Annotated in this window: 19 protein-coding genes and 1 pseudogene; 12 read left to right on the top strand and 8 right to left on the bottom strand. The window is 64.0% G+C overall.

Annotated features, from left to right (window positions below):
• Nucleotides 1-165 precede the first annotated feature (165 nt).
• The 6 genes and pseudogenes from cobA to BSG08_RS06445 all read left to right on the top strand — a co-directional run.
• A pseudogene (cobA, locus tag BSG08_RS06420) lies at nucleotides 166-918 on the top strand (uroporphyrinogen-III C-methyltransferase); the annotation flags it as partial.
• A 1-nt stretch (nucleotide 919) separates the two neighbouring features.
• Nucleotides 920-1,231 (top strand): DUF2849 domain-containing protein, encoded by a 312-nt coding sequence (locus BSG08_RS06425; protein ID WP_093033855.1) that lies wholly within the window; start codon nucleotides 920-922, stop codon nucleotides 1,229-1,231.
• Between the two features lie 36 nt (nucleotides 1,232-1,267).
• Entirely contained in the window at nucleotides 1,268-2,938 is a 1,671-nt protein-coding gene (locus BSG08_RS06430) for a nitrite/sulfite reductase (RefSeq protein ID WP_093033856.1), read from the top strand.
• Nucleotides 2,925-3,659, top strand: coding sequence for a phosphoadenylyl-sulfate reductase (locus tag BSG08_RS06435; RefSeq protein ID WP_093033859.1), 735 nt, complete (start codon nucleotides 2,925-2,927; stop codon nucleotides 3,657-3,659). The genes BSG08_RS06430 and BSG08_RS06435 overlap by 14 nt, the downstream gene beginning before the upstream one ends.
• The gene (locus BSG08_RS06440; RefSeq protein ID WP_093033862.1) at nucleotides 3,656-4,063 is read left to right on the top strand and encodes a DUF934 domain-containing protein; all 408 of its coding nucleotides are present in this window, start codon (nucleotides 3,656-3,658) and stop codon (nucleotides 4,061-4,063) included. Before BSG08_RS06435 ends, BSG08_RS06440 begins: the two co-directional genes overlap by 4 nt.
• Nucleotides 4,064-4,134: 71 nt before the next feature.
• Nucleotides 4,135-4,986 (top strand): ferredoxin--NADP reductase, encoded by an 852-nt coding sequence (locus tag BSG08_RS06445; protein ID WP_093033865.1) that lies wholly within the window; start codon nucleotides 4,135-4,137, stop codon nucleotides 4,984-4,986.
• Between the two features lie 102 nt (nucleotides 4,987-5,088).
• Here BSG08_RS06445 and BSG08_RS06450 read toward each other — a convergent pair whose 3' ends face one another.
• The gene (locus BSG08_RS06450; RefSeq protein ID WP_093034288.1) at nucleotides 5,089-5,688 is read right to left on the bottom strand and encodes a hypothetical protein; all 600 of its coding nucleotides are present in this window, start codon (nucleotides 5,686-5,688) and stop codon (nucleotides 5,089-5,091) included.
• A 304-nt stretch (nucleotides 5,689-5,992) separates the two neighbouring features.
• Between BSG08_RS06450 and infC the strand changes: the two genes are divergently transcribed.
• The 4 genes from infC (at nucleotide 5,993) to BSG08_RS06470 (ending at nucleotide 8,123) form a co-directional block, all read left to right on the top strand.
• Nucleotides 5,993-6,451, top strand: a complete 459-nt coding sequence (gene infC / locus BSG08_RS06455; protein WP_245770618.1) for a translation initiation factor IF-3 — start codon at nucleotides 5,993-5,995, stop codon at nucleotides 6,449-6,451.
• A 119-nt stretch (nucleotides 6,452-6,570) separates the two neighbouring features.
• Entirely contained in the window at nucleotides 6,571-6,873 is a 303-nt protein-coding gene (locus tag BSG08_RS06460; protein WP_342742592.1) for a DUF4177 domain-containing protein, read from the top strand.
• A gap of 170 nt (nucleotides 6,874-7,043) precedes the next feature.
• Nucleotides 7,044-7,667 carry a J domain-containing protein gene (locus tag BSG08_RS06465; RefSeq protein WP_093033871.1) on the top strand — a complete coding sequence of 208 codons (624 nt, stop codon included), beginning with the start codon at nucleotides 7,044-7,046 and terminating at the stop codon, nucleotides 7,665-7,667.
• Between the two features lie 138 nt (nucleotides 7,668-7,805).
• The gene (locus BSG08_RS06470; RefSeq protein ID WP_175544712.1) at nucleotides 7,806-8,123 is read left to right on the top strand and encodes an excinuclease ABC subunit A; all 318 of its coding nucleotides are present in this window, start codon (nucleotides 7,806-7,808) and stop codon (nucleotides 8,121-8,123) included.
• Nucleotides 8,124-8,147: 24 nt separating this feature from the next.
• Here BSG08_RS06470 and uvrA read toward each other — a convergent pair whose 3' ends face one another.
• The 7 genes from uvrA to BSG08_RS06505 all read right to left on the bottom strand — a co-directional run bounded on the left by uvrA (nucleotide 8,148) and on the right by BSG08_RS06505 (nucleotide 19,841).
• Nucleotides 8,148-11,009 (bottom strand): excinuclease ABC subunit UvrA, encoded by a 2,862-nt coding sequence (uvrA, locus tag BSG08_RS06475; protein WP_093033874.1) that lies wholly within the window; start codon nucleotides 11,007-11,009, stop codon nucleotides 8,148-8,150.
• 96 nt (nucleotides 11,010-11,105) lie between these two features.
• The gene (locus BSG08_RS06480) at nucleotides 11,106-11,663 is read right to left on the bottom strand and encodes a class I SAM-dependent methyltransferase (protein WP_245770612.1); all 558 of its coding nucleotides are present in this window, start codon (nucleotides 11,661-11,663) and stop codon (nucleotides 11,106-11,108) included.
• Nucleotides 11,664-11,806: 143 nt separating this feature from the next.
• A complete protein-coding gene (gene lpdA, locus BSG08_RS06485; RefSeq protein ID WP_093033878.1) occupies nucleotides 11,807-13,201 on the bottom strand; it encodes a dihydrolipoyl dehydrogenase in 1,395 nt (464 codons plus the stop codon).
• Between the two features lie 134 nt (nucleotides 13,202-13,335).
• A complete protein-coding gene (locus BSG08_RS06490) occupies nucleotides 13,336-13,914 on the bottom strand; it encodes a DUF924 family protein (protein WP_093033881.1) in 579 nt (192 codons plus the stop codon).
• 103 nt (nucleotides 13,915-14,017) lie between these two features.
• Nucleotides 14,018-15,271 carry an MFS transporter gene (locus BSG08_RS06495; protein WP_093033884.1) on the bottom strand — a complete coding sequence of 418 codons (1,254 nt, stop codon included), beginning with the start codon at nucleotides 15,269-15,271 and terminating at the stop codon, nucleotides 14,018-14,020.
• A 68-nt stretch (nucleotides 15,272-15,339) separates the two neighbouring features.
• The gene (queA, locus tag BSG08_RS06500) at nucleotides 15,340-16,428 is read right to left on the bottom strand and encodes a tRNA preQ1(34) S-adenosylmethionine ribosyltransferase-isomerase QueA (RefSeq protein WP_093033887.1); all 1,089 of its coding nucleotides are present in this window, start codon (nucleotides 16,426-16,428) and stop codon (nucleotides 15,340-15,342) included.
• Nucleotides 16,429-16,436: 8 nt separating this feature from the next.
• Nucleotides 16,437-19,841, bottom strand: a complete 3,405-nt coding sequence (locus BSG08_RS06505; RefSeq protein ID WP_093033890.1) for an AsmA-like C-terminal region-containing protein — start codon at nucleotides 19,839-19,841, stop codon at nucleotides 16,437-16,439.
• Nucleotides 19,842-19,946: 105 nt separating this feature from the next.
• Here BSG08_RS06505 and BSG08_RS06510 point away from each other — a divergent pair, with 105 nt between their 5' ends.
• Complete coding sequence (locus BSG08_RS06510) at nucleotides 19,947-20,408, top strand: peroxiredoxin (protein ID WP_093033893.1); 462 nt, start codon at nucleotides 19,947-19,949, stop codon at nucleotides 20,406-20,408.
• Between the two features lie 20 nt (nucleotides 20,409-20,428).
• The gene (locus tag BSG08_RS06515; RefSeq protein WP_093034297.1) at nucleotides 20,429-21,229 is read left to right on the top strand and encodes a ferritin-like domain-containing protein; all 801 of its coding nucleotides are present in this window, start codon (nucleotides 20,429-20,431) and stop codon (nucleotides 21,227-21,229) included.
• Nucleotides 21,230-21,321 lie beyond the last annotated feature (92 nt).

Genomic DNA, 21,321 nt, shown 5'->3' on the forward strand with positions numbered 1-21,321 from the left:
TTCCCCTATACCGGAACATTTCATTCTGATCTCCGCAGCGATAGAACAAACGTCCTTATTCTTGTGCGTATATGGCGCTAAGGTGGGAATATTTCCTATATTGCGAGGGAAGTCAAACCGCCCGCAAAGGCCACGGAAATGCACGCAGATATCCCGGCACCATCACATCCCGGCCATGTCGCCTTTGTCGGCGCTGGTCCCGGCGATCCCGACCTGCTGACGATCAGGGCGCTCAGGGCGCTTGAATCGGCGGATGTGGTCATTCACGACCGGCTGGTGACGCCCGAAATCCTTGGCCTCGTCAATCGCAACGCGGTCCTTATCGATGCGGGCAAAGAGGGCTTTGGCCCCTCTGCCGCGCAGACAGACATCAACGCGCTGATCGTGCAGCACGCGCGCTCCGGCGCGCAGGTGGTGCGCCTCAAGGGCGGCGATCCGACCGTATTCGGCCGTCTGGACGAGGAAATCGACGCCGTCGACGCCGCTGGCCTCGGCTGGCACGTTGTGCCGGGCATCACCGCCGCTTCCGCCTCTGTCGCGGCCATCGGCCAGAGCCTGACCAAACGCGGACGCAACGCGGCGGTGCGTTTTCTCACCGGCCATGACATGAAGGGCTTTGCCGATCACGACTGGCGCACGCTGGCCCGTCCCGGCGAGGTGGCGGCGATCTACATGGGCAAGAAATCCGCCCGCTTCATTCAGGGCCGCCTGATCATGCACGGCGCCGACCGCGCCACGCCCGTGACTGTGATCGAAAACGCCAGCCGCCCCGATCAGCGCATTCTGGCGACCACGCTCGACCGGCTGCCCGCCGATCTGGCCCGCGCCAATGTCACCGGCCCGGCCCTTACCTTTCTCGGCCTCGCACCGCGCGCCGCCGAGGCACAGCTAGCCCATTCCAGACAGGAGCTTGCCTGACATGCCCCGCGAATTCACCCCCAAGGTCGTCACCGCCAACGCCCTGATCGAGGGCGATGTGGTCTACCTGACCGCCGACGACCGCTGGTCGCGCGATCTGTCAGAGGCCGAGGTGCTGACCGACGAGGCCGATGCCGATCTGCGGCTCCTGCAGGCGCAGGCCCGCGCGGGCGAGATCGTGGGCGCCTACCTGGCCGATGTGCGCCCCGCGCCAACCGGCCCCGAGCCCACCCATTTCCGCGAGGATTTCCGGCGCAAGGGGCCCTCGAATCTCTTTCACGGCAAGCAGGCAGAAGGGCTATCGCGGGCCTGACCCGCGACCTCCATCCTACCCACAAGGACCGAGAGAATGTATCAATACAACGATTTCGACGCCGGTTTCATCGCAGAGCGCAACCGCCAGTTCCGCGCCCAGGTCGAGCGGCGCATCGACGGCAGCCTGACCGAGGACGAATTCCGCCCACTGCGGCTGATGAACGGTCTTTACCTGCAACTGCACGCCTACATGCTGCGCGTGGCGATCCCCTATGGCTCGCTCGACCCCGCGAAGCTGCGCCAGCTGGCCTATCTGGCGGAACGCTGGGACAAGGGTTATGGCCATTTCACCACCCGCACCAATATCCAGTATAACTGGCCGCAACTGCGCGACGTGCCCGACATGCTGGATGCGCTGGCAGAGGTCGGCATGCACGCTATCCAGACCTCCGGCAACACCATCCGCAACGTGACCTCGGACCATTTCGCCGGTGCTGCGGCGGACGAGATCGAGGATCCGCGTCCGGTGGCCGAACTGGTCCGGCAATGGTCGACCGACCACCCGGAATTCCAGTTCCTGCCCAGAAAGTTCAAGATCGCCGTGATCGCCAGCAAGGCCGACCGCGCGGTTATGAAAAGCCACGACATCGGCCTGCGCATCGTCGAGCGTGACGGCGCGCGCGGCTATGAGGTCTGGGTTGGCGGCGGCATGGGCCGCACGCCGATGGTGGCCAAACTGCTGCGCGATTTCCTGCCGCGTGCCGATCTGCTGCCCTATCTCGAATCCATCCTCGCCACCTACAACCGCATCGGGCGGCGCGACAATAAATACAAGGCGCGCATCAAGATCACCGTGCATGAGAACGGGCTGGATGAAATCCGCGCTCTGGTCGAGACGGAATTCCCCCACCGCCGCGCCGCCTTTTCCGGCGTCGATCAGGAATGGCTCGACCGGATCAACGCGACCTTCGTCACACCCACGCTGCCAGAGCGTGACGCCGCCGCCTATTATGCCGCCCGCGACACCGATCCGGTGTTCCGCGCCTGGTCCGACACCAATGTGACACCGCACAAACATGCCGATCATGGCATCGTCACCATCAGCCTCAAGGCGCATGGGGCGACACCGGGCGACGCCACCGCCGATCAGATGCGCCTCGTCGCGGATCTCGCGGAACGCTATGGCCACAACGACATCCGCGCCAGCCATGCGCAGAATCTCGTGCTTCCGCATGTGGCGCTGGCGGATATCCCCGCCGTGCATGCCGCGCTGAAAACCGCCGGGCTTGCCACCGGCAACATCGGCCTTGCCTCGGACATCATCGCCTGCCCCGGCATGGATTACTGCGCGCTGGCGACCGCCCGTTCGATCCCGGTTGCGCAGGGCATCGCCACCCGTCTCGAAGAACTCAAGATCGAGCATGAGGTGGGTCACCTCCAGATCAAGATTTCGGGCTGCATCAACGCCTGCGGGCATCATCATGTCGGCCATATCGGCATCCTTGGCCTCGACCGTGCCGGGGTGGAAAATTATCAGATCACCCTTGGCGGCGATCCCTCGGAAACCACCGCGATCGGCACCCGCACCGGCCCCGGTTTCGCCTATGACGAGATCGTGCCAGCCATCGAGCGCCTGATCTTTGCCTATCTCGACCTGCGCGAGGGGCCGGAAGAGACCTTTCTGGAGGTCTACAACCGCCTTGGCATGGCCCCGTTCAAATCGGCGCTCTATGACGAAGAGGCCCGTGCCCATGCCGCAGAGTGACCTTGGCACCCGGGTGCAGGCGCTCAATGACCGCTATCGCCACCACTCGGCGATCTCGGTCCTTGATCACGCCCTGCGCGACCCGCAGGCGGGACAGCTTGCGCTGGTCTCCAGCTTCGGCGCGGAATCCGTGGTGCTGCTGCACATGGTCTCCGTGACCCGGCGCGAGACGCCGGTGATCTTCATCGACACCGAGATGCTGTTCACCGAAACCCTGGTCTATCAGCAGGAACTGGCCGAACGGCTTGCCCTGCGCGACCTCAGGATCATCCGCGCCGCACCTGCGGCCCTTGCGGCGCATGACCCCGACAACACGCTGCATCAGCGCGACACCGACGCCTGCTGCGCCCTGCGCAAGACCGAACCCCTACAACGCGCACTCAACGGGTTCGACGGCTGGATCACGGGCCGCAAACGCTATCAATCCGGCACCCGCGCGGCGCTCGACTTCTTCGAGGTCGAGGAGGGGACGGAACGGATCAAGGTCAACCCGCTCGCCCACTGGACGCGCGAGGATTTGCAGACCTACATGGACGAAAACCGCCTGCCCCGGCATCCTCTGGTGGCGCGCGGTTACCCCTCCATCGGCTGCACGCCCTGCACCACGCCGGTGCGCCCCGGCGAAGACCCGCGATCGGGCCGCTGGCGCGATCAGGACAAAACCGAATGTGGCATCCATTTTGTAAACGGCAGAATGGTGCGAAGAGGAGTTTCCGCATGACTGTCATCGTCACCGACCGCGGCTTTGCCCCCGAGGACTGGACCGCGCCGATCACCCCGCTGGCAGAGGACGCAGAGGATGCGATCGCGCTCGACCTGCCCAATGACACCGATCCGGCCAGCCTCGCCGGGCGGCTGGAGTGCCTCACGATGATCCGCGTCGATTTCCCTTCCGCCGCCGACGGGCGCGGTTTTTCCATCGCCCGGCAGCTGCGGCTGATGGGCTATACCGGACGGCTGCGGGCGCGGGGTCATGTGATCGCCGACCAATACGCCATGGCGCGGCGCGCAGGCTTTGACGAGGTGGAAATCTCCGACGCTCTGGCCGCGCGTCAGCCCGAGGATCAGTGGACGTTCCGCGCAAACTGGCAGGCACACGACTATCAGGCACGCCTGCGCGGCTGATTAGCACCTTCACCTGACCTGGATCAACGATTAGAAGAGGATGTCGGTCAAGAGCACCGGCAAAAAGCACAATGAACGAGATGACCACCGTGACCCAAGCGACCGCGAAAGCGCCCAAGACCCTCACGCTGCCCGACGCGCAGACCGTGACAGAGGTGAAACACTGGACGGATCGCCTGTTTTCCTTCCGCGTGACGCGCCCCGCGTCGCTTCGCTTTCGCTCGGGTGAATTCGTGATGATCGGTCTGATGCAGACGGACGCAAAGACCGGCAAGCAAAAACCGCTCCTGCGCGCCTATTCCATCGCCTCGCCGTCCTGGGACGACGAACTGGAATTCTACTCGATCAAGGTGCAGGATGGCCCGCTCACCAGCCGCCTGCAGCATATCCGGCCCGGCGACGAAATCATCCTGCGCCCGAAACCCGTGGGCACGCTGGTGCATGACGCGCTGCTTCCGGGCAGGCGGCTCTGGTTCTTCGCCACCGGCACCGGCATCGCGCCTTTCGCCTCGCTGCTGCGTGATCCGCAGACCTATGCCGATTACGACGAGGTGATCCTGACCCACACCTGCCGCGAGGCGGGCGAACTGCAATACGGCGCCGACCTGATCGAGAACATCCGCAGCGATGAATTGCTGGCCGAACTGATCGGCGAGGGCTTTCACAAGAAACTGCGCTACTACCCGACTACAACGCGCGAACAGAGCCCCAAGATGGGCCGGATCACCGATCTGATGCGCTCAGGCGAGGTGTTCAGCGATCTTGGCGTCGCCCCCCTCAGCCCCGAGACGGATCGCGCCATGGTCTGCGGCAACCTTGCCTTCAACCTTGAAATCAAACAGATACTGGAGGATTGCGGCCTGCACGAGGGTGCGAATTCAGATCCCAGGGAATATGTCGTCGAAAAGGCGTTCCTCGACTGAACCGGTTGCGATTTCTCGCCCGGCTCCCTCCGAAACACCCCATCAAAAAAACCCGCGCCGGGCCAGCCCCGCGCGGGTTTATCCTTGGCGTCCTGGCGAAGATCAGTAACCAAGCGCCCTTTGCGCCGCTTCCAGCGCGGGTCTCAGCAGGTCAGGATTGTTATGCACGGCCTCGATCCCCTCGATCAGCAGTGTCTCCTGCGTCGCGCCCAGATTGGCCTCGCGGATCAGGCGGCTGGCCTCATCCATGTCAAAGCCTTCCACCGTCAGCGCTTCGGGTATCTGCGCAGCGGCGGCAGCCTCTTCGCCCGCGCTCTGCGAAACGGTTCCATCGGCTGCGCCCTCGGTTGCCTCGACAGCTTCGCTTGCTGCTTCCGAGGCCGCATCCGCCGCCGCGTCTGCGGCCTCACCGGCTGTATCTGTCACGGCCTCGACCGCGTCTGCGGCAGCGTCCTGCGTGGCCTCGACCGCATCGCTTGCGGCCTCTGCCGCCTCGCTTGCGGTGTCGCTCACCGCATCCGCGGCCTGCTCTGCCGCCTCGCCCACGGCCTCGCCCGCCTCTTCCAGCGTTGCCGGGGCCTCGATTTCATCGGCTGTCCCGCTGACGCTGTCGACAGCCTCTGTCACGGATTTCCCGGTAAAGAGCATGTAGCCGCCGACCAGCACCACCGCTGCCAGAACGACCCAAACAAGGTTTCGCATAATCGTCTCCTTCAATCGCATCAGAGCCCCCGCGATAACCACCACGGCTCTTTCCATACTCTTTCTCAGATGCTGCCGGGAAATGAAAGCCACAAGGGGAAAATCCCTTGCACTCGGCTCAGTTCAGCCGATTTTGCCGCTTGAAAGCGCGCCGCGCCACGTTTACCTTGCAGCGTCAAATTGAGCCGACACATTCAACAATCGAAGGAACAAAGCCATAGCCCGCAGACCCCACAACGCGCCTCCTACGCGCGAAACAGGCCCCCGAATAAATGAGCGCATCCGCGCTGACGAAATCCGCCTGATTGGCGCTGACGGCGAAAATGTCGGGGTCGTCACACCAGAACGCGCGCTCGACATGGCCGAGGAAGCTGGGCTTGATCTGGTCGAAATATCGCCGAACGCGACGCCGCCGGTCTGCAAGATCATGGATTTCGGCAAATACAAATACGAAACCCAGAAACGCGAGGCCGAAGCGCGAAAGAAACAGAAGGTGATCGAGGTCAAGGAAATCAAGTTCCGCCCCGGCACCGATACGCATGACTATCAGGTCAAGATGCGCAGCGTGGTGAAATTCCTCGAAGGTGGCGATAAGGTAAAGATAACCCTGCGCTTCCGCGGACGCGAAATGGCGCATCAGGATCTCGGCCGTCAGCTTCTCGAACGAATCGCCGACGACATCAAGGAGGTCGGGCGCATCGAGAACATGCCCAAGATGGAAGGCCGCCAGATGATCATGATCATCGGGCCCGGTCCCAGATAATCGCGCAACCCGGCTGAAACGGATGGTCCCCGGCCGATGGTCCGGGGATTTTTCGTCTTTCGCTTGCGCTGCGCTGTCTGTCGCGTAGGATATGGCGCTTTCCCTGACCGGAGCAGCCAATGCCAATTTACGAATACAAAGTCATTCCCGCTCCGACCCGTGGTCGCAAGGCCCCCGGCTTCAAGACCCCGGAGGCGCGCTTTGCACTCGGGCTCGAGGATATGCTCAACATCATGGGGCAGGACGGCTGGGACTATCAGCGCAGCGATATCCTGCCCAGCGAGGAACGCCAGGGTTTCACCTCAAGTCATACGGTCTATCGTTCCGTGCTGGTCTTTCGCCGCGAGACGGTCGTATCGGTTGACCCCGCAAACGAGGCTGGAACCACACCGTCGGAAGTTGAACCGCGAGGGTTGAAATGACCTGTCAAAATATGGATTTTAATGTTTTTATTCAAAATTTTAGCCTCCAGGCATCGGGCCGGCCCATACCTGCGCCTCACCCACCTGTTACAGAAATTTTTTATGCCGCCCCCTTCAATTCGCCGCGTTTCGGCATACACTCCGCGTCCTGACTCGCAAAGGGAAGTCCAATGTCCAAATCAGATCCCTTCGGTTTCGATATGTCGGTCTCCTCGGCCAAGAAGAAAAATCCGCGTGGCCGACGGGGAATGTCCGGCGCGTCCGAGACATCGACACGGGTCTGCGACCACGAGGGCTGTCAGGAACCCGGAAAGTATCGCGCGCCAAAGGCCCCCGATGTACTGGACGATTACTACTGGTTCTGCCAGCAGCATGTGCGCGACTATAACCTCAGGTGGAATTTCTTTGATGGCACGACCGAGGCGGAACTGAACGCCCAGATGTCCAAGGACAAGGTCTGGGAGCGGGAAACACGCCGCTTCTCCGATCCCGAGGCGCGGGCATGGGCACGTCTGGGCATCGAGGATCCGCATCAGGTGCTGGGCGTCAACGCCACGCAGAATCCCGGCAAGACCAAGGGCGGCGGCCGCAAACTCCCCCCCACCGAACGCCGCGCGATCGAGATTCTCGAGGCCGAGGACACCTGGACCAAGGCGGACCTGCGCAAGGCCTATAAATCCCTTATCAAGGTGCTGCATCCCGACATAAACGGCGGCGACCGCAGTCAGGAAGAGCAGTTGCAACAGGTCGTCTGGGCCTGGGACCAGATCAAGGACAGCCGCAATTTCAAATGATCCGGGACGCGCCGTGATCCTTGCCCCCGGGACCGGCGCCGCCGGAGACCAAAGGCAAATTTCCGCGCAGATCCGCCAACCGCTCTTGGAAACCGGCCGGGAAAGACACATCTTTCAGGAAATTGAAAGGATTTCGGGATGACACGTATTCTTGCCTTGGCACTCTTGGGTTTTTCCCTGAGCGGCGCGCCGGTCCTTGCGGGTCACACAGGCTGTCCGCCCGGACTTGCCAAGAAACACAACGGCTGCATGCCTCCGGGCCTCGCCAAGAAACAGGGCCTCTATCATCCGGGCGACATAATCCACGGGGATTACATCATCCTGCGCCACCCCGGTCGTCACGGGCTTGATCCCCGCCACACCTATTACCGCGTGGGCGACCACATTTACCGCGTGGACAGGGATACCCGCAAGGTGCTGGATCTGATCGGGGCAGCGGCGGCTGTTCTCAACTGACCGGCGCTTGCCGGGGCGTGCCCGCTACTCTGCAGCCACCCGCCCGCGCGCGGTCAGCATCTGCTTGAGATACCGGCCCGTATGGCTGCGGGGCTCCTCCGCCACCTCTTCGGGTGTGCCCACCGCCACGATCTCGCCGCCGCCATCGCCGCCTTCGGGGCCGATGTCGATGATCCAGTCTGCGGTCTTGATCACATCCAGATTGTGCTCGATCACCACCACCGAATTACCCTGATCGACCAGTTCGTGCAGCACCTCCAACAGCTTTTTCACATCCTCGAAATGCAGCCCCGTCGTCGGCTCGTCCAGAATATAAAGCGTCCGTCCCGTGGCGCGCTTTGACAGTTCCTTGCTCAGCTTCACCCGCTGCGCCTCGCCGCCGGACAGCGTGGTCGCCTGCTGCCCCACCTTGATATAGCCCAGACCCACACGGCAGAGCGCATCCATCTTCTCACGGATCGCCGGCACCGCCTTGAAGAACTCCTGCGCATCCTCGACCGTCATGTCCAGCACATCGGCGATGCTCCTGCCCTTGAAACGGATTTCCAGCGTCTCGCGGTTATACCGCGCGCCCTTGCAGGTCTCGCAGGTCACATAGACGTCCGGCAGGAAATGCATCTCGATCTTGATCAGCCCGTCGCCCTGGCAGGCCTCGCAGCGCCCGCCCTTAACGTTGAACGAAAACCGCCCCGGCTTGTAACCGCGCGCCTTGGCCTCGGGCAGACCCGCGAACCAGTCGCGGATCGGCGTGAAGGCGCCCGTGTAGGTCGCAGGGTTAGAGCGCGGCGTGCGCCCGATAGGCCGCTGGTCGATGTCGATCACCTTGTCCAGATGCTCCAACCCCTTGATCGTCTCGCAGGGTGCCGGTGTCTGGCGCGCGCCGTTCAGACGCATCGAAGCCGTCTTGAACAGCGTCTCGATGGTCAGCGTCGACTTGCCCCCACCCGATACGCCGGTGACACAGACGAACCGGGCAAGCGGAAACTCCGCCGTCACCTCCTTGAGGTTGTTGCCGGTGGCCCTGACCACGGTCAGCTTCTTCCTGTTGCCCTTGCGCCGCTCCGCGGGCACGGCAATCTGGCGCAGCCCGGCCAGATATTGCCCGGTGATCGAGGCCGCATCGGCGATCACCTCCGCAGGCGTGCCGTGGCTGACCACCTGCCCGCCATGCACCCCCGCGCCGGGACCGATGTCAAAGACATAATCGGCGGTCCGGATGGCCTCTTCGTCATGCTCGACCACGATCACCGTGTTGCCTTGGTCGCGCAGGTTTCTCAGCGTCTGCAAGAGTCGGCCGTTGTCGCGCTGATGCAGGCCGATGGATGGCTCGTCCAGCACATAGAGCACGCCGGTGAGGCCAGAGCCGATCTGGCTCGCCAGCCGAATGCGCTGGCTTTCACCGCCGCTCAGCGTCCCCGCGTTCCGGCTCAGCGTCAGATATTCCAGCCCCACGTTGTTGAGAAACCCCAACCGCTCGCGGATCTCTTTCAGGATCGCGCGGGCGATCTCGTTCTTCTGGTTGGTCAGATGCTGTGGCACCGTCTCGCACCACTCATACGCCTCGCGGATCGACATCTGCACCACCTGCCCCACATGCAGCCCCGCGATCCGCACGGCGAGCGCCTCGGGCCGCAGGCGATAGCCGCCACAGGCGCCACAAGGACGGTTGTTCTGATAGCGTTCGAATTCCTCGCGGATCCAGCTCGAATCGGTCTCGCGATAGCGCCGCTCCATATTCGGAATCACCCCCTCAAAGACCCGGCTCACCTGATAGACGCGCCCGCCCTCGTCATAGCGAAATGGAATTTCCTCTTCACCAGAGCCCCGCAGGAAAACCTGCTGCACATGCTCGGGCAGATCCTTCCACGCGGCGTTCCGGTCAAACCCGTAATGCGCGGCGATAGAGTTGATCGTCTGCGTGAAATAGGGGCTCTTGCCCTTGCGCCAAGGCGCGATCGCCCCATCGCTGATCCTCATCGCCTCATCGGGCACCACCAGACGCTCATCAAAGAACAGCTCCGCCCCCAACCCGTCACAGTCCGGGCAGGCCCCGAACGGCGCGTTGAACGAGAACAGCCGCGGCTCGATCTCGGGGATGGTGAACCCACTGACCGGACAGGCGAATTTCTCCGAGAACGTGATCCGATCCGGTTCTCCCTCACGCGGCGCGGTTTCCAGCACCGCGATCCCGTCCGCCAGATCCAGTGCGGTGCGCAGACTGTCCGCCAGCCGCGTCTCCAGCCCTTCCTTCACCACCAGCCGGTCCACCACCACGTCAATGTCATGGCGAAACTTCTTGTCCAGCACGGGCGGCTCGTCGAGGTCGTGAAACGCCCCATCCACCTTGACCCGCTGAAAGCCGGACTTGCGCAACTCCAGAAACTCCTTGCGGTACTCGCCCTTGCGGTCGCGCACGATCGGCGCAAGCAGATAGGCCCGCGTGCCCTCCGGCATCGCCATCACGCGGTCCACCATGTCCTGCACCTGCTGCGCCTCGATCGGCAGGCCGGTGGCGGGGCTGTAGGGCGTGCCAACGCGGGCGAACAGCAACCGCAGGTAATCGTAGATTTCCGTGACCGTGCCAACGGTCGAGCGCGGATTCTTGCTCGTCGTCTTCTGCTCTATGGAAATCGCGGGGCTGAGGCCGCTGATGTGGTCCACATCCGGCTTCTGCATCATGTCCAGGAACTGCCGCGCATAGGCGCTCAGCGATTCGACATAGCGCCGCTGCCCCTCGGCATAGATCGTATCGAACGCAAGGCTCGACTTGCCCGAACCGGAAAGCCCCGTGATCACAACCAGTTGGTTGCGCGGAATGTCCACGTCGATGTTCTTGAGGTTATGCTCGCGCGCGCCGCGCACCTCTATATGCCTGAGTTCGGCCATTCTGACCCCCGGGATTCACCTCTCCCACACATAGGCGAGACGCGCCCGGCTTCCAAGCCAATTTTGCGAACATAGCGCGAACATGCGCCGCGCCGCCTATTTCCGCGCCAGCGCCCAGGCGCAGATCGGAAAATCCGGCTCATCGGTCAGATCGTCGGTTTCAGGATCGTGGACCGGCGGCCACACCGCTTCCAGATTGCGTCGCGCGGCATGACGGTTGCCCCATTGTTCAGCCTTGATGCAATCCTCGGCAAAGCCCGCCTCGATCAGCAGGTTCTTCAGCCCCCGCGCGCTCCAGCGCGAGCAATCCACCGGGTCGCCATGCCAGGGCACATGAAACGGCACGGCCAGCCAGAAATATCCCCCCGGTCGCAGCATCTCCAGCACATGCCGCGTAGCGGCATAGGGCCGGTCCAGATGCTCCCACACCTGATTGGCCAGCACGATATCGAACTGCAACACCTGCCCGGTATCGTCCACAAACGGCCCCTGGCAGATGTCATGTCCGGGATAGCGGAACCGCGTGTAGCTCTTGAACTGGAATCGCCGCCCGAACTTGCCGGATATCTCCGCCGCATCCATCGCCGCCGGACTCAGATCCGACAGCCATCGGCGCGAGGTCTTCTGCATCACGATCCGGTTGAGACTTGCCACCTGTCACCCCCATGTTCCGCCGCCAGGCGCTGTCATTTGCCAGACGGACACAAGCAGCTCCCGCACCCCGGCTTCTTCTTGGCGACAATACCCCTGGGGGAGTCGCCCATCGGGCGACGGGGGGCGGCGCCCCCGAACCGGCGTTACATATGAATAACCCGCCCATAGGCGTCGAGCACGCTCTCGTGCATCATCTCGCTCAGCGTCGGATGCGGAAAGACCGTGTTCATCAGATCCTCTTCGGTGGTCTCCAACTGGCGGCCCACCACATAGCCCTGGATCAGCTCGGTCACCTCGGCACCCACCATATGCGCGCCCAAAAGCTCTCCGGTTGCCGCGTCGAATACTGTCTTGATCATCCCCTCCGGCTCGCCCAGGGCAATCGCCTTGCCATTGCCGATGAACGGGAAACGGCCGACCTTCACCTTGTGGCCCGCCTCCTTCGCCTTGGCCTCGGTCAGCCCGACGCTGGCGATCTGCGGATGGCAATAGGTGCAGCCCGCGATGCTCTCGGGCTTTACCGGGTGCGGATGGCCGCCCGCGATATGCTCGGCCACCATCACGCCCTCATGGCTGGCCTTGTGCGCCAGCCACGGGCCGTTGGTGGCATCGCCGATCACATACAGCCCCTCGACGCCGCTGCGGCAATAGTCATCCGTCACCACGAAACTGCGGTCGATTTTCGCGCCAAGCGCCTCCAGCCCCAGCCCTTCGGTATTGGCCACGATCCCGACGGCGGAGATCACCGTGTCGAACTCGTGCTTCTCCACCTTGCCGCCGGTCTCGATATGCGCCGTAACCTTGCCCTTGGCCCGGTCCAGTTGCTTGACCATGGCCTTTTCCATGATGGTCATGCCCTGTTTGACAAAGGCTTTCTTCGCAAAGGCCGAAATCTCGGCATCCTCGACCGGCAGGATGCGATCCAGCACCTCGACCACGGTCGTCTGCGCCCCGAGCGTGTTGTAGAAGCTGGCGAATTCGATCCCGATCGCGCCCGAACCGATGACCAGCAGTTTTTTCGGCATGCGCGGCGGCATCAGCGCATGCTTGTAGGTCCACACCAGATCGCCATCCGCCTCCAGCCCCGGCAATTGCCGCGCCCGCGCGCCAGTGGCCAGCACGATGCTCTTCGCGCTCAGCTCTTCGGTGCCCTTGTCGGTCTTTACACTGACGCGACCCTTGGCGGGCAGCGTCGCTTCGCCCATCACAACCGTGATCTTGTTCTTCTTCATCAGATGCGCCACGCCGGAACTGAGCTGCTTGGCCACGTTGCGCGACCGTTTGACAACCGCATCGAGATCATAGCCGATCCCCTCGGCCTTCAGACCGAATTCCTTGGCCCGGTGCATCAGGTGAAACACCTCCGAGGACCGCAGCAGAGCCTTGGTCGGAATGCAGCCCCAGTTGAGACAGATGCCGCCCATATGCTCGCGCTCGACAATCGCCACCTTCAGGCCCAGCTGCGCGCCGCGAATGGCGGCGACATAGCCCCCCGGCCCCGCACCGATTACGATCATGTCATAGGTATTCGACGCCATGCGATCCTCCGCTTCAAATTTAGTTTGATATTAAACTATTTTCGAAAAGACCACAACGCAGCAACGCTCCGGGCGGCGCAATCGCCCGCTGGCGGCGTTCACTGTGGCATGGTTGCCGCTTGTCCGGTGCGCGCTCAGGCCGCGGCCATCAATTGCCGCAGCGTGGCGCCATAGCCGCCCTGCGCCTGATAGTCGCGTTCCAGCGCGGTCGAGGGGCGATCCAGCGCCGCGTTGCGATAGGGAAAACGACCAAACTGCCGGATCACCTCGCGATGCGCGCGGGCATGAATCATGTTCTCCGGCCCATGCAGCGGCATGCGCTCGCAAATCAGCCGCACGCAACGCTCCTGGTCACACAGGCTCTCGGAATGCATCAGCGGCAGATAGAAAAACTGCCGCGCCGGTTCGTCGATCCGCATGTCCCAGCCCCGGCTGATCGCAACCTTGGCGGCGGCCAGCGCCACCCGGTCGGTGGCAAAGGCACGCGCCTCGCCCCGGAACATGTTGCGCGGAAACTGATCGGTCAGGATGATATAGGCCAGCGTGCCGCTTGCGTAGGTCAGCCACAGCGCATGGGCACCCTGGCGTGCATTCTCCCAGGCGCCTGAAAATCTGTCCCGTATCGTCTGGTCCAGAGTCTCAGACGCTTCATACCACCCTTCAGGTCCGACCTCGTCAAGCCAGAACCCCAACACTTCTTCGGGTGAAACCATAGGACATTCCTCGACCACCTATGACGATTGTCTGACGATAACGTGAAATTCCTCTGATTTCACAGTAACATATTACTACAAAAGGGACATAAATACCCGGCATTCAGTCCTGATGACCCTCCTGCGCGGTCTCGATGGCGAGTTCCTGCGCAATCTCCACCGCCATCGGAGAGGCCGAGGGCGAAACCGGCATATACCGGTCGGTATCCCGAACCGCCGGCGCGGCGCGCTGCGTCATCCGGTAGAGCGCATAGGCGACCATCGCGAACATCAGTACCGCGATATAGAGAAAATAGCCTCCCGGCCCGATCAATCCCATCATCCAGCCCACGATCAGCGGCCCGGCGATCGCCCCCAGACCGTTGATGAACACCATCCCGCCGGCTGCGGCGGCCATGTCGTCATGCTCCAGAAAATCGTTGGTATAGGCGATCAGCAACGAATAGAGCGGGTTGGACGACCCGCCCACCATGAACGCCGCGACCAGCAACATCCAGTAGTTGTCGCCGAACAGCACCCCGACCATCGCCCCCGCCCCGGTCACCAGCGACACGCCCGCGATCAGCTTGCGCCGGTCCATCCGGTCCGACAGCCATCCCAGCGGATACTGCGCCAGCACCGCCGCCACGTAGAACGACGCCACAAAGGCCGAGATCTGCCCCACGCTCAGCCCCGCCTCGGCGCCATAAACCGCCGCCATGCCGAATTGCGCGGCGAACACACCGCCCGTCAGCAGCATCCCGACACAGCCCAGCGGCGAGATGTTCATGATCTGACGCAGCGACAGCGGCTTGGTGCTGCCAAAGGCGGGCGTCGGGCTGACCGACAGTAGGATCGGCGCAAAGGCCAGCGACACCAGAACCGAGGGGATCACGAACAGCACATAGCCCGACGGATCCGCCAGCACCATCAGCCCCTGCGCCGAGACGATGCCGATCATCTGCACGATCATGTAGAGCGACAGCGCCTTGCCGCGCGTCTCGTTGGTGGCCGAATTGTTCAGCCAGCTTTCAGCAGTGACATAAACGCCCGAAAAGCAGAACCCGATCAGCACCCGCCCCACCGCCCAGGCCCAGGGTTCGGTGATCGTCGGATAGAGGATCAGCACCGCCGAGATCATCGAGCCGAGGGCGGCAAAGACCCGCACATGCCCGACCCGCCGGATCATCTCGGGCGCCATGCGCGAGCCAAAGAGGAAGCCCACGAAATAGGATGACATCACCACCGACATCTCGTAGGTGGAAAATCCCTCCAGCGCGCCCCGGATACCCAGCAGCGTGCCCTGCATGCCGTTTCCGACCTGCAACAGCATCATGCCCAGCAACAGGGCCCAGGCCCCCGACAGCACCTTGAACATCGTGCTTCTCCTTTGCGTCCTGCCCGCAGCGTGACAGATTGCGCCTGACCTGCTGCGCCAAAGACGACTCAGCCGGGTCCGCCCGCGCCCCGCCTGTCAGCCTTTGCGCCCGGGATCAACAGCGAAGCGTCCCCGTAAGAGAAAAACCTATATCCCTCAGCCACCGCATGCTGATAGATCCTGCCGATCCGCGTCCGCCCCATCAACGCCGAAACCAGCATCATCAGGGTGGATTTCGGCAGGTGGAAATTGGTCATCAGCGCATCCGTCACTCGAAAGTCGAAACCGGGATAGATGAAGATATCGGTCTCGCCCCGCCAGGCAACAACCTCGCCGGTGGCGCGCGCCGCCGTCTCGATCAGCCGCAGTGCGGTCGTGCCTACCGGGACGATCCGCCCGCCCGCTGCGCGCGTCGCGGCGATCTCCTGCGCCGCCCGCGCACTGACCTCGCCCCATTCGGCATGCATCCTGTGCGTGGTCACATCCTCGACCTTGACCGGCAGAAACGTGCCCGCCCCCACATGCAGCGTAACATGGCTGAATGTCACCCCCATCGCCGCCAGGTCCGCCAGCAGCACCTCGTCGAAATGCAGCGATGCCGTGGGCGCAGCCACGGCCCCCGGCACCCGCGCCCAGACGGTCTGATAATCCACCTTGTCCTGCGCGTCCGCCGCGCGACGCGCGGCAATATAGGGCGGCAGCGGCATCGCGCCGGCCTCTGCCAGTGCGGCGTCAAAATCCTCGCCCGTCAGATTGAACCGGAGCCGCCCCTGCCCGTCCTCTCTGGCCTCCAACACCGCCGACAGCACGGGCGAAAACACGATTTCCTCACCCACCGCGACCTTCTTCAGCGGCTTGATCAGCGCAGCCCATGTGCCATCCGCCCCCGGCTCCAGCAAGGTGACTTCGATCCGCGCCGCCGTCGCCCCCTGTGCGCCCCGCCGGTGCCGCAGCCCGCTCAGCCGCGCCGGGATCACGCGCGTGTCGTTCAGCACCAGCCGGTCACCGGGGCGCAGCCAGCGGCCCAGATCAGCCACCTGCGCGTCGGTGATGCGGTCCCCCTCCGCCACCAGCAGCCGCGCCGCACGGCGCGGTTTCGCTGGCCGTGTGGCGATCAGCGCCTCGGGCAGGTCAAAGTCGAAATCCGATAGGTCCATCTATGGGTTCATCTGTCCTGTCTCTGGTAATCGAACGACCGGTCGCGGGTCTCGTCCGGCCCCGACTGCCCCGACACCGCCGCCGGGCGCCTGCCATCGACGGTCGGCGCGGGTCTGCGGAACACCTCACGCAGAAACCCGGGCGTGATCGCCGAGAGCGGGTTCACCCCGACAACCGGATCCGATGTCGGTCCCCTGAGGGTATAGTTGAACCCGATAAGCCCCTCGCCCGGCCGGGCAAAGACCCCGCCAATCACATTGAGCACATAGACCGGCGAGATGACGCCCTGCATGTCCATGGCCTTGCTCGCCAGATGGTAATAGCCATCCATCGAGATCCCGACCGAGGCCCCCACCGCGCTGCCTTCCAGCAGGATCAGACGTTCGGGCGTAAGACGAAACCGCGCATCGACCCGCCCGAAATGCAGCCCGTTGCCATAAAGCTGCTCCACCAGCCCCACCACGCTGATCGTATTCAGCAGCGCCGCGAGCACCGGCGCGTCCTTGACCCGGATCTGATCTATCCCCAGCACACCGTCATAGCTGCCCGGCTCCGGCGCGGGCGTCAGCATGAGATCCAGCTTGCCGTTGCGCGCCTGCTGCAACAGCCCCGCGGCCCCCAGCAACCCGCCCGCATCTTCGGACTTGATGTGAAACGCGCTGCGCCCGTCCATCGGTATGACCTGTCCGGTGACCGGAGTGATCCCGTTCAGCCTGCCTTCGAACGGGCCGCTGGTGCCGCCCGCGGTGTCCAGCGTGGCGCGGAATTCGGTCAGGGCCATCCCTTCGGAAATCTGCAACCGCTCCAGCCGCAAATCCACCGGCCCGCCGCCACTGTGCCCGTCGCCACTGCCGCCCAGCGAGGCGCGCCGCAGATCGACCGTGCCGCCGCGCACCTCGATCCGGGGCGTCTGACCCGGCCCGCGCCCGATCAGGGTGACCGGCGCGCTCAGCCAGTCGGCGACCGCGACATTGCTGAAATCGGCCCGCTCGAATGCACCCTGCGAGTTCAGGCGCACGCTGCCCTGCGCCGTCAGACCCGCGGCTCTCAGGCCGATGCTCTCGATCTCGGGCGGCTCGCCCAGGGTTCCCGCGACATCCAGCCGCCCGGTCGCCGCCTGGCTCAGCGCCCAGTCCAGTTGCGGAATGCGCAGCCCCAGCCCCGCCAGATCGGAACTGAGCGCGAATTCCGGCGGCTGACCCTTTGCAAATCCGATCTCGATATCGGCCTGCCCCGCACCCGACAGGCTGCCCGGCGGCAGACCGATGCCGAACTCGTCCGCAAAGCGCTCAGATATCTCGATCTGCCCCCTGACCCGGCTCTCGCCCTGCGGGTTGCGGCCCAGGGCCATGTCCCACGCACCCGTGACCGGCACCGCGCCCACCCGCGCCCTGCCGCCGATCCTGATATGGTCCTTGCTCGCCTCCACGGTCAGCCGTTCCGCCGCGAGCACCCGGCCCTTGACCAGCGTTTCGCTGCGCACATCATGCAGCTCCCCCGCAACATCAAAGGCCACCTCATCCGGCCTCAGCCGCTCGGTCAGCATGAAATCCAGCCGCCCCTCCAGCCGCGCCCGCCCGTCGGCCAGCGTCACCGCCTGCCCGGCCTTCTCCAGAAACCTGAACGGCGGGGAATCCAGCAGCGACAGCGCCGCGGTGATCGTGCTCTCGGTGCGCAGATGGGCACGCGCCGGGCCTTCCTTCAGCCGCAGATCGGGAATGACGAAACTCGTCCCCGAAATGTCGATCCGCCCGCCCTGCGCTGCCATCACCTGCCCGCGCTCGGCATGGATCACGAACCAGTTGTCAAAGATCGAGGCATGCCCCGCCCCGCCGGTGATCGGGGGCACGTCCCTGACATAAACGGTTTCCAGATTCTCATAGTCGAATTCCAGGGCAAGGTCGGGTTTTCCGCCCGGCACGGCCCGAATGGCAAGCTGAATGTTGCTCAGATCGGCATGGCGCACGTTCTTTTCGATCCATGTGCGCGCCTTGGGCTGCATCGCCTCGGGCCAGAGCGCCAGCAGCCGATCGGGGGCCAGCCCGTCCAGCGCGCCATCCAGCGCCAGATCCCAGCCGTCGTCCCGCCCGAGCACTTCGCCGTGCAGGGTCAGTTGCTGCCCCTGATCGCGCAACCGGAACGCCCCAATCGAAAGCACGAAAGGATCCGGTTGCAGACGCAGGTCCATCGTGGCCCCTTCAAAGGTCACCGGCGCAGGATAGACATCCGCCGGGTTGGCGATGATCTCACCCACCCGGATCTGCGCCTGCAACTCACGGGGCCATCCCGCTTCCATCCCCACCAGCCGCGCCGTCCCCTCGGCCTGCGCGCTGCCCCAGGCACTGTCGACCGACAGTTCGCTGAACACGATTTCCTGTGCTCCGGGATCATAAGTGAAATAACTGCGCGCGGAGCGAAAGGTGATCGGTTCCGTCGCCGGGGTCGGCTGCAGCGCGCCCGCTCCGATCTGCAGTGTGGCGTTCAGCGGCCCCAGCCCGCCCTCGGTATCGACCCTCGCCCGCAGCGCCCCCGAGATCGGCGCATCCAGCGCCCCCAGCCAGGCCAGCGCGGGCGACTGCCCTGCAATGTCGCCCGCCGGCATATCCTCGAACTTCACACTGAATTCCGCCGCCACCTGACCGATCAGCCCACCATAGCTGACCTCCAGCGTGGTGGCATAATCGCGCGCGCCCAGCACCGTCACGTTGCCGCGCAGCCCCATAAGCGCCCCCTCGCGCGTCAGCCGGACCTGCCCGCCATCCGCCGTCCAGGCGCGGCCCGCGCGCGCATCCTCGTAGCGCAGGCTCAGATTGTCCGCCGTCACCTCGCGCAGGGCGCTGAATTCCGGGCGGGCCAGCACCGCACCGATCTGTTGCGTCAGCGAGGCGACACTCTGCGGCTCGCCTGTGTCCTGCGCGGCATCCGGTCCCGTCAGCGCCAGCGACAGATCGCCGTCCGCCCGCCGCCGCAACAGCAATTGCCCGCCTTCCAGCCGCACGGTCGCGGGCTGCACCTCGCCCTGCAACAGCGGCCCCGGCGCCACCGTGACCTCCAGGGCCGACAGCTTGGCCAGCGGCCCTCCGTCCGCTCCCGCAATCGCCACGCCGCGCAGTGCCAGACGCGGCACCAGATTGCGTTCCAGCGTCAGGGACATGTCGTCGAACCGCAGCACGTAACCCGGCAGCCCGTCACTGATCCCCCTGGCCACGCGCTCTTTCAGCCAGGCCGGTGCGCTCAGACCGACCCCGAGAACAAGCGTCAGGGCACCCGCAACAACCAGCACCAGCACCGAACATCCGAAACAGACATGCCCCAGATGCCACAGCACCCGCCGCCCGCGTCGGGCGGACTTGCGCTCGGGTTGCGCCGGATCTTGCGGCGCGCGCGTCTCTGATGTCGTGGTCGTGCTCATCCTATCCGTTCGGGGGCGTTTTCCGCGCCTCTGCTGCCTCGGCCTTTATTCTCGCCTTTTGCGGGCTAATATGGAATTCACATTTTTTCATCACAAGGATCCCCCATGCCCGACATCTCCGAAACCGCCCCCGATTTCACCCTTCCGCGCGACGGCGGCGGTTCTGTAACGCTCTCGGCGCTGCGTCCCGGCGCTGTCGTCCTGTTTTTCTACCCCCGCGACGACACATCCGGCTGCACGACAGAGGCGGTGGCGTTTTCCGGCCTCGCGGACGCCTTCGCCGACGCCGGGACGACTGTCCTTGGCATTTCCAAGGATACCGTCGCCAGCCATGACAAATTCCGTGACAAACACGCCCTGACCGTGCCGCTCCTGTCCGATGCTGACTCGGATATCTGTGAAAAATATGGCGTTTGGCGAGAAAAAAGCATGTATGGTAAGAAATTCCTCGGTATCGAACGCTCCACCTTTCTGATCGGCAGCGATGGCCGTATCGCCAAGGTCTGGCGCAAGGTCAAGGTGCCCGGCCATGCCGAAGAGGTGCTAGAGGCGGTGAAATCCCTGTGACCACGCCGACCCTCGCGCAAATGGCCGTCGAGGTGCTGGGCACCGCCGACGGCCGCGTCAAGACGGCGCTGTCGCGCGCCCATGCCGCAACCTGGTTTGCCGCCCGCGCCGAAGGGCGCGACATTCCGCTGGGGCGGGCGCAACCCCCGCTGCGCCCCGCCCGGCCCGCGCGCCCCGAACTGCTCGATCCCCGCGATGTGCCCCGCCGCCGTCCGGGCAGCGAACAGGGCCGCATTGCCATGCTGCACGCGGTGGCGCATATCGAACTCAATGCCGTGGACCTGCACTGGGACATCGTCGCACGCTTCGCCGAGATCCCGATGCCGCTTGGGTTCTACGATGACTGGGTAAAATCCGCAGACGAGGAATCAAAACATTTCAACATGATATGCGACTGTCTTGAAGCGATTGGCAGCCATTACGGCGCGCTGCCCGCCCATGCAGGAATGTGGCGCGCCGCCGAAGATACCGCCAACGATCTGATGGGCCGCCTCGCCGTCGTGCCCATGGTGCTCGAGGCGCGCGGCCTCGATGTCACCCCCGGCATGATCGACATTTTCAGGCGCGCGAACGAGACACAGGCCGTCGAGGCGATGCAGGTGATCTATGCCGAAGAGGTGCATCATGTGGCCTATGGCTCGAAATGGTTTCACTTTCTCTGCGGGCGTCACGAACTTGATCCCAAAGAGACGTTTCACGCCCTCGTCCGCCGCTATTTCCACGGTGCCCTCAAACCGCCCTTCAACGAGGAAAAGCGCGCCGAGGCCGGCATCCCCCCGGATTTCTACTGGCCGCTGACCGAAATCGCCCCAGCCCGCTGAGCGTCAAGCCTTTGGCGATCGGCGGTTTTTCGCCACCCCGGCGGGAAACGGCCCGGATTTCCTGTCCCGGTGGTCAAAATTCTTGCCCACAC

The sequence above is a fragment of the Roseovarius azorensis genome (assembly GCF_900109455.1).
Taxonomy (GTDB): Bacteria; Pseudomonadota; Alphaproteobacteria; order Rhodobacterales; family Rhodobacteraceae; genus Roseovarius; species Roseovarius azorensis.

Bases quoted from the DNA above. Each gene is read 5' to 3' on its own strand.
- BSG08_RS06425 (WP_093033855.1), top strand. From the start codon at position 920: ATGCCCCGCGAATTCACCCCCAAGGTCGTCACCGCCAACGCCCTGATC.
- BSG08_RS06430 (WP_093033856.1), top strand. From the start codon at position 1,268: ATGTATCAATACAACGATTTCGACGCCGGTTTCATCGCAGAGCGCAAC.
- BSG08_RS06435 (WP_093033859.1), top strand. From the start codon at position 2,925: ATGCCGCAGAGTGACCTTGGCACCCGGGTGCAGGCGCTCAATGACCGC.
- BSG08_RS06440 (WP_093033862.1), top strand. From the start codon at position 3,656: ATGACTGTCATCGTCACCGACCGCGGCTTTGCCCCCGAGGACTGGACC.
- BSG08_RS06445 (WP_093033865.1), top strand. From the start codon at position 4,135: ATGAACGAGATGACCACCGTGACCCAAGCGACCGCGAAAGCGCCCAAG.
- BSG08_RS06450 (WP_093034288.1), bottom strand. From the start codon at position 5,688: ATGCGAAACCTTGTTTGGGTCGTTCTGGCAGCGGTGGTGCTGGTCGGC.
- BSG08_RS06460 (WP_342742592.1), top strand. From the start codon at position 6,571: ATGCCAATTTACGAATACAAAGTCATTCCCGCTCCGACCCGTGGTCGC.
- BSG08_RS06465 (WP_093033871.1), top strand. From the start codon at position 7,044: ATGTCCAAATCAGATCCCTTCGGTTTCGATATGTCGGTCTCCTCGGCC.
- BSG08_RS06470 (WP_175544712.1), top strand. From the start codon at position 7,806: ATGACACGTATTCTTGCCTTGGCACTCTTGGGTTTTTCCCTGAGCGGC.
- uvrA (WP_093033874.1), bottom strand. From the start codon at position 11,009: ATGGCCGAACTCAGGCATATAGAGGTGCGCGGCGCGCGCGAGCATAAC.
- lpdA (WP_093033878.1), bottom strand. From the start codon at position 13,201: ATGGCGTCGAATACCTATGACATGATCGTAATCGGTGCGGGGCCGGGG.
- BSG08_RS06490 (WP_093033881.1), bottom strand. From the start codon at position 13,914: ATGGTTTCACCCGAAGAAGTGTTGGGGTTCTGGCTTGACGAGGTCGGA.
- BSG08_RS06495 (WP_093033884.1), bottom strand. From the start codon at position 15,271: ATGTTCAAGGTGCTGTCGGGGGCCTGGGCCCTGTTGCTGGGCATGATG.
- queA (WP_093033887.1), bottom strand. From the start codon at position 16,428: ATGGACCTATCGGATTTCGACTTTGACCTGCCCGAGGCGCTGATCGCC.
- BSG08_RS06505 (WP_093033890.1), bottom strand. From the start codon at position 19,841: ATGAGCACGACCACGACATCAGAGACGCGCGCGCCGCAAGATCCGGCG.
- BSG08_RS06510 (WP_093033893.1), top strand. From the start codon at position 19,947: ATGCCCGACATCTCCGAAACCGCCCCCGATTTCACCCTTCCGCGCGAC.
- BSG08_RS06515 (WP_093034297.1), top strand. From the start codon at position 20,429: ATGGCCGTCGAGGTGCTGGGCACCGCCGACGGCCGCGTCAAGACGGCG.